This is a genomic window from Streptomyces sp. 71268 (assembly GCF_029392895.1).
Lineage (GTDB): Bacteria > Actinomycetota > Actinomycetes > Streptomycetales > Streptomycetaceae > Streptomyces.
Window position 1 is genome coordinate 4,332,521 of the sequence record NZ_CP114200.1, and the last position, 12,445, is coordinate 4,344,965.

At 74.6% G+C, this 12,445-nt stretch carries 11 protein-coding genes; 4 read left to right on the top strand and 7 right to left on the bottom strand.

Annotated elements, in window-relative coordinates:
- Positions 1 to 67: 67 nt before the first annotated feature.
- Both OYE22_RS16705 and OYE22_RS16710 read right to left on the bottom strand, forming a co-directional pair.
- The gene (locus OYE22_RS16705) at positions 68 to 964 is read right to left on the bottom strand and encodes a LysR family transcriptional regulator (RefSeq protein WP_277321155.1); all 897 of its coding nucleotides are present in this window, start codon (positions 962 to 964) and stop codon (positions 68 to 70) included.
- Between the two features lie 160 nt (positions 965 to 1,124).
- A complete protein-coding gene (locus tag OYE22_RS16710) occupies positions 1,125 to 1,292 on the bottom strand; it encodes a hypothetical protein (protein WP_187059829.1) in 168 nt (55 codons plus the stop codon).
- A 470-nt stretch (positions 1,293 to 1,762) separates the two neighbouring features.
- Between OYE22_RS16710 and OYE22_RS16715 the strand changes: the two genes are divergently transcribed.
- From OYE22_RS16715 to OYE22_RS16730, 4 genes are all read left to right on the top strand, one after another.
- Positions 1,763 to 2,077 carry a hypothetical protein gene (locus OYE22_RS16715; protein WP_176162795.1) on the top strand — a complete coding sequence of 105 codons (315 nt, stop codon included), beginning with the start codon at positions 1,763 to 1,765 and terminating at the stop codon, positions 2,075 to 2,077.
- A 745-nt stretch (positions 2,078 to 2,822) separates the two neighbouring features.
- Positions 2,823 to 4,019, top strand: a complete 1,197-nt coding sequence (locus OYE22_RS16720) for a glycoside hydrolase domain-containing protein (RefSeq protein WP_277321156.1) — start codon at positions 2,823 to 2,825, stop codon at positions 4,017 to 4,019.
- 340 nt (positions 4,020 to 4,359) lie between these two features.
- The gene (locus OYE22_RS16725) at positions 4,360 to 4,899 is read left to right on the top strand and encodes a SigE family RNA polymerase sigma factor (RefSeq protein WP_176162794.1); all 540 of its coding nucleotides are present in this window, start codon (positions 4,360 to 4,362) and stop codon (positions 4,897 to 4,899) included.
- A 658-nt stretch (positions 4,900 to 5,557) separates the two neighbouring features.
- Entirely contained in the window at positions 5,558 to 7,210 is a 1,653-nt protein-coding gene (locus OYE22_RS16730) for a long-chain fatty acid--CoA ligase (protein WP_277321157.1), read from the top strand.
- Between the two features lie 77 nt (positions 7,211 to 7,287).
- Here the strand turns inward: OYE22_RS16730 and OYE22_RS16735 are convergent, their stop codons facing one another.
- The 5 genes from OYE22_RS16735 to OYE22_RS16755 form a co-directional block, all read right to left on the bottom strand.
- The gene (locus tag OYE22_RS16735; RefSeq protein ID WP_277321158.1) at positions 7,288 to 8,487 is read right to left on the bottom strand and encodes a polysaccharide lyase family 7 protein; all 1,200 of its coding nucleotides are present in this window, start codon (positions 8,485 to 8,487) and stop codon (positions 7,288 to 7,290) included.
- Positions 8,488 to 8,848: 361 nt separating this feature from the next.
- The gene (locus OYE22_RS16740; protein ID WP_277321159.1) at positions 8,849 to 10,510 is read right to left on the bottom strand and encodes an ABC-F family ATP-binding cassette domain-containing protein; all 1,662 of its coding nucleotides are present in this window, start codon (positions 10,508 to 10,510) and stop codon (positions 8,849 to 8,851) included.
- Positions 10,511 to 10,834: 324 nt separating this feature from the next.
- Positions 10,835 to 11,713 carry a class I SAM-dependent methyltransferase gene (locus OYE22_RS16745; RefSeq protein WP_277321160.1) on the bottom strand — a complete coding sequence of 293 codons (879 nt, stop codon included), beginning with the start codon at positions 11,711 to 11,713 and terminating at the stop codon, positions 10,835 to 10,837.
- A 51-nt stretch (positions 11,714 to 11,764) separates the two neighbouring features.
- Positions 11,765 to 12,103: a VOC family protein gene (locus OYE22_RS16750; protein WP_277321161.1), complete on the bottom strand. Its 339-nt coding sequence runs from the start codon at positions 12,101 to 12,103 to the stop codon at positions 11,765 to 11,767.
- A gap of 1 nt (position 12,104) precedes the next feature.
- On the bottom strand, positions 12,105 to 12,284 hold the full coding sequence (locus OYE22_RS16755) for a ribbon-helix-helix domain-containing protein (protein WP_277321162.1): 180 nt from the start codon (positions 12,282 to 12,284) through the stop codon (positions 12,105 to 12,107).
- Positions 12,285 to 12,445 lie beyond the last annotated feature (161 nt).

Below are 12,445 nucleotides of genomic sequence, written 5' to 3' on the forward strand. Positions count from 1 at the left end.
CCCCTCAGCCGGTGGCCGTCAGTGCTCAGTGCTCAGTCCGCGGGCGTCGGCAGGGCGGCCGGGCGCGTCAGAGGGCCGGGGTGAGGGAGGCGGGCGCGGGCCAGGACTCCTGGCGGAGGAGTTCGAGCAGCGCGGTCTCGGCGGGGCCCGGGGCCTGGCGGACCACGGCGATGACGGGGTGGGTCACGGGCGGGTCCACCGGGCGGACCAGGTGCGCGTGCTCGTGCGGCACCGCGGAGGCCGGGAGGAGTGTCACGCCGATGCCCTGGGCGGCCCAGCGCGCGGCCGTCGCCGTCTGGGAGACGCGGGCGGCGGTGACCGGGGTGATGTCGTTCTCCCGCGCCACGTTCACCAGCACGCCGTCGAGCGCGCTGTCGCGGTCGAACCGCACCCACGGCTCACCCGCCAGCGCGCGCAGGTCGACCCGGTCGGTGTCGAGCAGCCGGTGCCCGGCGCCCAGCACCACGACGAACTCCTCGTCGCCGAGGTGGTGGGCGTTGGAGGGGCTGCGCTCGCACACCGCCATCAGGGCGAGGTCCAGCGCACCGCGTCGCCCGAGGCGTTCCATCTCGGCGGCGCTCGGCTCCTCGAAGACGGTGACCTCAAGGCGCGGGAAGCGGCGGCGCAGCGCGCCCAGCGCGCTCGGCAACTGCCGGGTGCCGAAGCCCATCTGCACCGACACCACCAGTTCGCCCACCAGCTCGTCCGCTCCGGCCCGCGCCGTCGCCCGCGCTCGGCGCGAGGCGTTGACCGCGACCGCCGCCTCGCGCAGGAACGCGCGGCCGACCACGGTCGGCACCAGGCCCGTCGCCGTGCGGGCGAACAGTTCCACGCCCAGCTCCCGCTCCAGGCCGCGGATCTGCTGGGAGACCGACGGCTGGGCCACGTGCAGCCGCTCCGCCGCAGCCGTGACCGAACCCTCTTCGGCCACGGCCAGGGCGTACTCGTACTGGCGAAGACTCATCGATTCCCGGCCTCCCGGCCCCGTTGCGCGGTCCGTCCCGTTGCGGGCTGTGCGGAGGTAGGTAACCCGCGTCGGGCGGCGGGGATTCCCGCGCTCACCGCCCCGGGCACGTCCCGGGCGCCCGGGGGCGCCCCGGGGTGTGGCGGGAGCGGCTGGTCGGTCAGGCGTATCTGCGCTTGTGGTCGCCGGTGGGGAGATAGGTGCGCAGGCACGTCGTGCAGTACCAGAGCCAGCGGTCCTCCTTGCCGGATCTGATCGCGCTGGTGTCCTTCCACAGCGGACGGGTTCCGCAGGTGGGGCAGTGCGGGGGCCTCTGCACGGTGCTCACGTAGGTCTCCTGGGGCGCGGTCCTGGCCGCCGCCCATGGTGCGGGGCGCACGGCGGGGGCGGGTCGCGGACACCGTGGGCACTACCCGTACGGGGGAGGGGCGTGGGCTCTTGTTCGGTATCGGGGCTCGGGCGCCGGTGAGCGTGCCGGCGGGGAGGGTGTGCCCGGCGTGCGCCGGGCACGCGGCGTGTGGCGGCGGACGCGCGGGAGCGGCCTGGCGTGGGGGTGGTGCGGGGCGTACGGAGGTCGGCGCGGGCGCGGGGCGAGGCGCAACAGAGTGCGGTGGTGGGTCAGTTGGTGTGAGCGGGTTTGGGGGAGAAGAGTCATGCTTGCGGGGGAATCGGGGGCTGCACAGCGTTCACGGCAGGCCCGGTGGGCAACTCTGGTCTCGCGACGTCGACACGGTGGCGAGGCGGTGGGCCCCCCTCCTTGCCCAAGGACCAACGTCCCTGATTCCAGGAGGAATTGACATGGCAAGCACTCGCACCGCACGCGTTCTGGCGGCCGTCGCCGCGCTCCCGTTGGCCATCGTCCTCATGGGTGGGGTGGCCCAGGCGGACAGCGGAGCGCTCGCGGCCGGCCTCTCGAAGGCCGAGTCGAACGACGGCGACGCCGCGCTGATCGGAAGCGGGGCGGGGTTGAACCTCGGGAACTCGACGACGACGCAGCAGAACGCCAACGGCTCGGGGGCCACGAACAACAACAACGACGCGAGCGTCATCGGTTCGGGTCTCACCCCGATCAGCCAGCACAACACCAACGTGAGCTTCGGCCCCCTGTGGTGAGGCGGTGAGCGGGGGGTGAACCTCTGGCCGCTGGTGCGCGGCCACGAGGGTGACATGAGGTGATCGGTCGCGCGGCGGCGCCCTTCGGGGCCCGCCGCGCGGCTGTTGTGCGCCCGGGGCACCGGCGGGCGCGACCGCACGTCGACATCGGCATCCACGTCGGCATCGGCATCGACATCGGCGCTGGCGTAGACGTTCGGGCTGGCGTGGGCGTTGGCGTACGCGCCAGGGCGGGGGAGGGGGCGCGGCGGCGGGAGGCCGTGGGACGGCGGACCGGGGCGAGACCGAAACCGGACCCGGGTGCCGAAACCGGGCCCGGGTGTCGGACTCGGACCCGGGTGTCGGACTCGGACCCGAGTGCCGGACCGAGCCGCCGAGGCCGGACGCCCGGGGCGGGGCGGCGGAGGCCGCCGGGTACCACGTCCGGGCTAGGTCGGGGTCGCGATCGCGGGGGCAGACGGCTGAACGACAGGCGTGTCTGCGGGCGCCACGGTAGGGCGGTGCCTTCACTCCTTTTATGGGACAAACGTATGGCACGCGCGGGCAGGGCCCGCGGTCTTGGCGTCTGCGACGCCGCCGACCCCTCGGGCCCCCTCGGCCGCCCGTGGACGGCCGCCCGCACCGGAGCACGTGGCTGCGGCGGCTGGGGCCGTCGCGGGGTCGGCCGCCCTGGCTGCTGCCGCGGCAGGCGCCGCCGCCCCGGCGACCGGGGTGGTTCAGCCGCTCCGGGCGGCTGGCCGGGGCGGTGATCGCGGTACTCACGGCGCTCGCCTCGCTGTGCGGCGTGCTGGTGGCCGGCCCGGTCTCGGTGGCGGAGGACCGGTCGTACGGGCGCCCGGGTGAGGACTACCTGCCGCGCACCCTGCCGACCGGTGACGACCCGGCCCGTTCGCTGCCCATCGATCCCTCGCTCCTGCGGGCCTCGACCCTCCGCATGGCGGCGCTCCGCTCCGCGACGGGCCGCGACGAGCCGGCCCGCCCCGTACGCGCGGAGCGGCGGGCCGCTCCAGCCCGCGCCCCGTACAAGACGCCCCCGGAGCCCCTCGCCGCGCACCGCCCGGCCACCGAGCCCAAGCCGGACCAGCCCAGGACGGACAGGCCGAAGCCGCGGCAGCCGAAGCCCCAGCGACCCGAGGGGGACAGACCCAAGGCGACGAAGCCGAAGACCGACCGGCCCGCGGCGGACAAGCCCCAGGCCGGCGAGGCCAAGGCCGGCGGGGCCAAGCGGAAGATCTTCCAGGGCTGGGCGTTCGACCGGTGCCAGGCGCCGTCGGTGAGCACCATGCGGGCCTGGCTCTCCTCGCCCTACCGCGGGGTCGGCGTCTACTTCGGGGGCCGCGCCCGGCACTGCAAGTACCAGAAACACCTCAACAAGAGCTGGCTGCGCGAGACCAAGCAGATGGGGTGGAACGTCCTTCCCATCTACGTCGGCTCGCAGTCGCCGTGCGTGATCGCGAACATCAAGCGGAAGTTCACGATCGGGGGCAACGCCTGGGCACAGGGCCGGCAGGAGGCGCGGGACGCGGTGGGTCAGGCGCGCAGGCTGGGCATGGCCCCGGGCAGCGCGCTCTACCTCGACATGGAGGCGTACCGCCTCGGGCAGCACCGCTGCGCCCGCACCACGCTGGCCTTCATCCGCTCGTGGAGCCGCGAGGTGCGGCAGCAGAACTACGTGCCGGGGTTCTACAGCAGCGCCAACTCGGGCGTGCGCCACATGGAGCGGGCCCGCAAGGCGGGCGAGCGGGACCTGCCGGAGGTGATGTGGTTCGCGCGCTGGAACGTACCCCCGTCGTTGTACGGCGAGAAGTGGTTGGACCGCCGCGCCTGGCACCCGCACCGGCGCATCCACCAGTACGCGGGTGACGTCACCGAGCGGCACGGGGGCCGCCGGCTCGCCATCGACCGCAACCGCGTGGACGCCCCCGTGGCGATCATCCGCTGAGTCCGGGCCCGGCGTCCCGCCACCGCCGTGACCACCCACGCACCGGCCCCTCGCCGGTGGGCGTGGCGGTCGGGCGGGGGCGGGGCGGCGGCGCGTCCGGGGCGCGGCTCATACCTGGGTCTCACGACCGGTGACGGGCCCAGGGCCCGACGGGGCAGGCGTGGCGGGCGGGGAGAGCGCGGAATCGGCGGCCCACGCCCCGCGGCGCAACCCTGACAGACCCTGAGAGCCCTCCGCCCGTAGGAGGTGATGCCAGCACTACCCGTACAACCAGAGGCGGACTTTCCTTCGGCACCTGCGGCCGATCCGAGGAAGGGAGTCCGCTTCTAGCGTTAACGGCATGACCACGCCTGTGTGCAACAGCGCATCCACTGCTAGCACCCCCGGGTTCCCGTCGTTCACGTCCTACGTACGGGACCGCGGCCCGGTGCTGCTGCGTACCGCCCGCTCGCTGACCGCGAACCCGAGCGACGCGGAAGACCTGCTTCAGACGGCGCTCACCAAGACGTACCTGGCGTGGGAGCGAATAGAGGACCACCGCGCGCTGGACGGTTACGTGCGCCGGGCCCTGGTCAACACGCGCACGTCGCAGTGGCGCAAGCGCAAGGTGGACGAGTTCGCCTGCGAGGAGCTGCCGGAGCCCGACCCGACCCCGGCGCCCGACCCGGCCGAGCAGCAGGTGTTGCGCGACGCGATGTGGCGGGCGGTGGTGCGGCTTCCGGACCGGCAGCGCGCCATGGTCGTCCTGCGGTACTACGAGGACCTGAGCGAGGCCCAGACCGCCGAGGTGCTCGGGGTGTCGATCGGCACGGTGAAGAGTGCCGTCTCCCGCGCGCTCGGCAAGCTCCGCGAGGACCCGGAGCTGAGCCGGGCCGCGTAGCGCGCCCCGCCTCTCCCCCCCCACCGGGGCGCGCCGGACCGCGCTCCGCCCGGCCGGGACGCGCTCCCCACGGCCGCCGCCCGCCGCCGCCCCGGCCCCGCCGCGTGCCGGACCGGCCCCGCGCCGGCACCCGCGCGTAGGCTCGCCCGGCGCTTCGGCCCCCGCGCTCCGGCCCGCCGGCCCGCTCCGGCCACCCGACCGCCGCGGTCTGCCGCGCTCCCCCGCCGCAGCCGCGGCACCGGCCTGCCCGCGCTGCCCGCGCCCGCGCCGCTGGCGCCACCCGCGCCCGCGCCGCCCGCCCGCGCCGGTCCGGATCGCCGCCGCCCCACCGCTGGGCCGCCCCCGCCCGTACGCCTCTGCGGCCGCCCGCACACGACGCCGGCCGCCGACCCAGGGGCGCGCCAGCCGGTGGACGTAGCGGAACTCACACTTCCGCCCGCCGCCCGGCCCGCCCCGCGCCGCCGCGCGGCCCGCGCCCGCTCTGTCGCCGGCCACACGGCCCGTGCCAGCGGTCGCCGGGGGCCGCGCGCCGTGGCGCCAGGCGTCCGAAACGGGCCCCGGCCTCGCCCCGTAGTAGTGACATCCCACCGGGTGACTGCGATATTTCAGCCCATCCCTTACTCGCGCGTAACCCTCACTCTTTTTCTGGGAGGCCTCGGTGCTGAGCACGATGCAGGACGTACCGCTGACGGTCAGTCGCTTGCTGCGGCACGGCGCGGTGGTGCACGGCGACTCGCAGGTCATCACCTGGACCGGGGACGCGGCGCCCGAGCGGCGGACGTTCGCCGAGATCGGCCGGCGCTGCGCGCAGCTCGCGCACGCGCTCCGCGACGAGCTGGGGGTACGGGGCGACCAGCGGGTCGGAACCCTCATGTGGAACAACAGCGACCACATGGAGGCGTACCTCGCCGTCCCCTCCATGGGCGCCGTCCTGCACACGTTGAACCTGCGCCTCCCCGCCGACCAGCTCACCTGGATCGTGAACCACGCGGCGGACCGGGTCCTGATCGTTAACGGTTCGCTGTTGCCGCTGCTCGCGCCGTTGTTGCCGCACCTGCCGACCGTGGAGCACGTGGTGGTGGCCGGGCCCGGCGACCGGTCGGTGCTCGCGGATGCGCGACCGCAGGTGCACGAGTACGAGGAGTTGCTGGCCGGGCGGGAGACCGGCTTCGACTGGCCGGAGCTGGACGAGCGCGAGGCCGCGGTGCTCTGTTACACCTCCGGGACGACGGGCGACCCCAAGGGCGTCGCGTACAGCCACCGGTCCATCTACCTGCACGCCATGCAGGTCAACAACGCCGAGGCGTTCGCCATGACGGTCGCGGACACCATGTTGCCGGTGGTGCCGATGTTCCACGTGAACGCGTGGGGGCTGCCGCACGCCGCGTTCATGGCCGGCACCACGCTCCTGATGCCGGACCGGTTCCTGCAGCCCGCGCCGCTCGCCGAGATGATCGAGGCCGAGCGCCCCACGCTGGCCGCCGCCGTGCCCACCATCTGGCAGGGGCTGCTGGCCGAGCTGGACGCGCGGAAGCGGGACGTGGCCTCGCTGCGCAGCGTCATCATCGGCGGCGCCGCCTGCCCGCCGTCCCTGATGCGGGCGTTCTGGGACCGGCACGCGATCCGCGTCCTGCACGCCTGGGGCATGACCGAGACCTCGCCGCTCGGCTGCATCGCCCACCCGCCGAAGGGCCTGTCCGAGGAGGAGGAGTGGGCCTACCGGCAGACCCAGGGGCGCTTCCCCGCCTCGGTGGAGGCCAGGCTCGCCGGCGCGGACGGCACGTTCCAGCCGTGGGACGGGAAGTCGACGGGCGAGCTCGAGGTGCGCGGGCCGTGGATCGCGGCGGCGTACTACGGGGGCGCGGCCGGGGTGCCGCTGCGCCCGGAGGACAAGTTCAGCCCGGACGGCTGGCTGCGCACCGGCGACGTCGGCACCATCACGCCGGACGGCTACCTCACGCTGACCGACCGGGCCAAGGACGTCATCAAGTCGGGCGGCGAGTGGATCTCCTCGGTGGAGTTGGAGAACCACCTGATGGCCCACCCGGAGGTGGCGGAGGCGGCCGTGGTGGCGGTGCCGGACGAGAAGTGGGGCGAGCGCCCGCTCGCGACGGTGGTCCTCAGAGAGGGCGCCGGCGCGGACTACGCGGAGCTGCGAGCCTTCCTCGCCGAGCGCGTCGCGCGCTGGCAGTTGCCCGAGCGCTGGGCGCTGGTGCCCTCGGTGCCCAAGACGAGCGTGGGCAAGTTCGACAAGAAGGTGATCCGCAGGCAGTACGCGGACGGCGAGCTGGACGTGCGCCAGCTCGGCTGACCCGGCGGTGCGGTCGCACGGTCGGCGGGGCCGGCCCGGGGCCCGTGCGCCCCGGCCCGGCCCGCCGCCCCGTGGGGTCAGTCGTGCCGCACGGTCAGGTGGTGGATGTTGGTCTCGCCGTAGTTGCTGGAGCTGCACGGCTTGGAGTCGCCGCAGTTCGCCTGCGTGTAGGCGCCGGCCTTGAAGTAGTTGCCGGAGCCGGAGTGCGAGATCGTGGTCTTCAGCTCGCCGTTGTAGTACACCTTGACCTTGCCGCCCCCGGCCACGAACTTGGCCTCGAAGACCGTGCCGAGCCGGTAGTCGTCGTCGACCAGCTTGTGGTGCGTGGTGTCCTCCTTGGTGACGTAGAGCTTCCTGCCCTCCAGGCGGAAGACGGTGAGGTCGTCGCTTCCGCCGTGGATCTGGGCGCCGACCACGTACGGGCGGTCGTTGGGCAGGTGGGTGAACGCCTCGCGGACGGTCATCGTGTGGGTGCCCGACGTCGTGGACCAACTCGCCTTGTCCTTGCCGCCGTTCTTCATCTCGCGCAGCTCGGAGCGGGGGTTCTTGGACCCGCTGGTGGTGACCCCGTTGACCGGCGCGCGGAACTGCACGGACTTGCCGTCCGACGCGACCTTGAAGTACGGGTCGTGCGAGTAGCGGGCCAGCTCCGGCTGGGTGATCTCGGTGGGGCGCTCGTCCTCGCCGATGGGCAGGGTCTGCTTCCAGTTGGTGAGGTCGAGCACGTCCGCCGGCACCCGGGCGTCGCCGTCGCCGTCGGACGTGCCGCCCCAGACCTGCACCTCGGTCAGGCTGTTCCAGGTGCCGGTGGTGCCGTCCTCGCCCGCGTACCCGTGGCCCACGTAACGGAGCTTGGTGGTCTCGACGGGGCGGATCGCGAACGACTCCAGGCCGGTGCCGGTGCCGCTGCTGCTGCCGTCGAAGGCGGTGGACCAGGAGGAGCCGGTCCAGTACTGGAGCTGGAACCGGTTGCGGCGGCTGTCACCCCGGTAGGTGGCCAGCTTGACCTGGCTCACGGTCTTGGCCGCGCCGAGGTCGAGTTGGAGCCAGGCCCCGTCGCCCTCGCCCGACCAGCGGGTGCCGAAGTCGTCGTCCACGACGTTGGCTGGCGCGTTGTCGTCGCTCGTGCTCGCGGTGACCGCGCCGGCCCCCGGGGTGAGTTCGGCCTCGGCGGCGCGCGCGGTGCTCGGCGCGGCGGTGACCGCGGCGAGCGAGGCGGCGAGGGCCGTGGCGACGGCCAGCGCCGTACGGCACCTCGGCGTGAAGGTATCGGCCATGGGGAACTGTTCCTCTTCCTCGTCGGGATCGTCCTGTGTCCCCCGCGCCGGTGGGCGACGGGGGACGGCCGAGCGCTGCGGAGGCCACGGGGACCGTCGCGCCTCCCCTCGCGACCGGCACCCACCGCCCGGGCCGCCCCCCGACCCCCGTGCGGTGGGCGACACGGCGGGCGTTACGGCGAGCGGTGCGGCGAGCGACGCCGGATCGTCGGCGCTCCCCGTGGCCTCCGGCCTCCACCCCAGGCCACCGCGGGTTGTTCAGCAAGCCGCCGCAGGCCCGGTGAACAATCCCGCCCTGGCCCCGGCCCCACGTCATCAGTCAGGCCACCAGCCCGGCTCCGGCCTGGGGGGGTACGGGAGGTTACGGGCGCGGGCCCGTGGCCGACAGCGGGAGCCGGCGCGGCGACAGGGCCAGGTGCGGCCAGGAGCTGACGTCGCGTTGGAGCTGGCGGTCGTGGGTGGCCAGGACGACGGCCGCGGCGGTGGCCCGCAGCGCCTCGGTCAGCTCGTCGACCAGGGCGATGGACAGGTGGTTGGTGGGCTCGTCGAGCAGCAGGACGTGCGGCCGGGACGCGAGGGCCAGCGCGAGGTCGAGTCGCCGCTGTTGGCCCGTCGACAACTCGGCCACCGGCCTGTTCGCGTCCCGCGCGCCGAGCAACCCCAGCGCGCCGAGCCCGACGACCTCGCCCGCCGCCAGGACGCCGGCGCTGACCAGGCGCGCGGTGTGCGCCTCGTACAGCTCGCGGGCCCGCTCGCCGGTGGCGCGCGGCGACTCCTGCCCGAGCAGGTGGAGGCGGACGCCGTGCGGCCGGTGCACCTCGCCCGATCCGGGGGCGAGTTCGCCGGCCAGTACGGCCAGGAGCGTGGACTTGCCCGCGCCGTTGGGACCGCTGACGACCAGCCGGCCGCCCGACTCCAGGGCCAGGCTGACCGGTTGGCGCAGCCGCCCGGCCACGGTCACCTCGTCCGCGCGCAGCAGTACGACGCCCGGGCGGGCCGGCAGCTCGGGCAGCGTCAGGTGGCGCGGCGGCTCCGGCGCGGTGACCCGGTGCCGGGCCAGGTCGTCCTGGCGCCGGTGCACGGCGCGGGCCAGCGCGCCGGCGCGGGTGGCGCGCTGGTGCTTGCCGGTGCCCTTGTCGGGGCGCCACCCGGTGCTGAGCCGGTTCTGCGCCTCGGACAGCGCCTGCGCGAGCCGTACGTGCTCGGCCTGCTGCTGCTCGTACTCCGCCGCCCAGCGGGCCCGTTCGGCCGCGCGGCCCTCCCGGTACCCGTCGTACCCGCCGCCGTAGACGCGCGGCCGGCCGTCCCGGGTCGGGTCGAGGTCGAGCACGTGGGTGGCCACGTCCGCGAGCAGCGCCCGGTCGTGGCTGACCACGACGGAGCCGCCGGCGTGCGCGCGCAGCCGCTCGGTGAGGAAGTGGAGCCCGGCCAGGTCGAGGTGGTTGGTCGGCTCGTCCAGGAGCAGGAAGTCGTCGTCGGCCCCGAGCAGACAGGCCAGCCGGACCCGGTAGCGCTGGCCGATGGAGAGCGTGTCGAGCGGGCGGGCGCGGTCGCTGACCGCGCCGAGGCCGGCGAGCGCCACGTCGACCCGGCGGTCCGCGTCCCAGGCGTCCAGCGTCTGGGCCGCCTCCAGGGCGTCCGCGTACGCCGCCTCGGCACCGGGCCGGCCGGCGGCCAGGGCCGCCGAGGCGGCGTCGAGGTCGCGCACGGCGGCGCGGGCGTCGGCGAGGTGTTCGTCGACGAAGTCGCCGACGGTACGCCCGTCGTCGGCGGGCATCTGCTGCTCGGCCAGCGCGAGGGTCCCCACGCGGTGCACGGTCCCCGCGTCCGGCACCAGGGTGCCGGCCAGGACGTGCAGCAGGGTGGACTTGCCGCGGCCGTTCTCGCCGACGACGCCCCAGCGCGATCCTGGCGAGACCTGGAGGTCGAGGTGGCGCAGCACGGGGCGGCCACCGCGCGCGACGTGCACGTCCGCGCAGGTCAGCTGGGCCCGGCTGCGGGCGAGCAGGGTAAGGGTGGGCATGGTGTTCTTCCTCCGGAAGCGGGCGCACGGCACCCGCGTACGGGAGGGGTGACCACCCGCGTACGGGGGAGTGACCAGCCGCGTACGAGAGGGGTGTGCGTGCGCCTTCGGGCTGACGGGCGGCCCGGCCCGGCGAGGGCGGGGGCCGTGGACGGCGTCGCGGCTCGGCGCCCCACCACGAGGGGGGCGGCGGAGCCTGTGGCCCGATCAGAGGAAGAGCAGATACTGCATACGAACCAGGCTAACAGCCGGTGCTCCGGTCCGGCCCGTGGATTTTTCCGCCGCCGGCCCCGTGGGGCGTCAGCCCGCCGGCTCCGTGGGGCGTCAGACGGTGGCCAGCAGGAAGTCCTCGCCGCTGGAGGGGCGCAGGCCGTCGGTCCGGTCGGCGAAGTAGCGGTCCGCCAGCGCGGAGCCGGGCAGGTGGCGGACGTGTCGGAAGCCGGCGTCGCGGGCCAGGGCCAGCATCTCGTCGGGGGCGTAGAAGCCGATGAACGGCGTCCCGGCCGCGCGCGCCCTGACCTTGGTCGCCTCCAGCATGGCGCGGTCGGCGGGGGCGAGGAGTTCGGTCGGCAGCAGGAACGTCATCGCGAGCGTCGAGCCGGGGGCGAGCCGCGCGAGCCGGCACAAGGTGGCGGTGGTGGCCTCCTTCGTGAGGTACAGCGTGACCCCGGTGCAGGCCACGACCGCCGGCCGGGTCCGGTCGAAGCCGGCGTCGGCGAGCCGCTCCCACCAGTCCTCACCCGCCTCGAAGTCCACCGGCACCAGGTGCGGCCCGTCAGGTGGCCCGTCGTGCGCCGCGTCGGCCGTCGGGTGGCCCAGTTCCGCCAGCCGCCGGCGCTTCCACGCCTGGGTGGCCGGCTGGTCGATCTCGAAGACCCGCACCCCGGCGGCGGCCTCCGGCCGGCGCTGGGCGAAGCTGTCGAGCCCGGCGCCGAGCACGACGTACTGGTCGACCCCGTGCGCCGCCCGCTCGGCGACCAGGTCCTCCACGAAGCGCGCGCGGGCCACGATGGCCGCCCGCGCGCCGCTGGTGGCCAGCGGGTCCATGTCCGGCCGCCGCCACCAGTCCGCGCCGGGCTCGGCAAGCCGCAGCCCGACCTCGTCCCGGAACACGTGCGGTGGCGGGTCCACCCGTAGGTGCAGGGCCCGCCACAGGGCCACCCGCACCGCCGTGTGGTCCGGCACGCTCTTCTCCTGGTCCACGCTGACCCGCTCCCTCCGCGGTCGATGGCTACGCCGGTTGTCGCGCTGGCGCTATGCCGGCGCCTGGAGGTTCCACAGCCGCCCGTCGGGGTCACGGACGGTCATCTCGGCGGTCCCGTAGTGGGTCTTCTCGAACGGCGTGACCACCTCGACGTCGGGGTCCAGGTCGAGCGCCCGCGCGTCGGCCACCTTCAGCACGATCCGGGTACGGGGCTCCCGGTCCTCGGGGACCTCGGCGATGAAGACGTACGGCCCGTCGCCGTTGCGGAGCTGGCCCGACTGGTGGTCCGTCGCGAACTCCAGCTCGTAGCCCATCGACTGCCAGAACCTCGCCGCCTTCCCCCAGTTGTGCGTCTCCAGGAACACGGCCTCGATCCCGTCGGTCGCCATGTCAGCTCTCCTTGTCAGACGGTTGCTGTCGCTGCCCGTGGGTGTCGTCGAGGTAGACGCGCAGGGCCTCCGCGACCACGGCCGACAGGGACTGACCCGTCTCGATGGCGTGGTGCTTGACCTGCTTGATCAGCCCGAGCGGCAAGTACACGTTGAACTGCTTGACCCCTTCGTCACTCACGCGACGATGCTAGCAAGCTAGCAATCTAGATTGCTATAGGGTGCGACGCGTTGGGGGAGGGCCCTCGGTGGGCGGGGATCGTCGCGTGCGGGCGTGCGGGCGTGCGGGTGTGCGCATCGGCGTACGGGTACGCGGGCGTGCGGGGTGATGGCGCGGGCGTA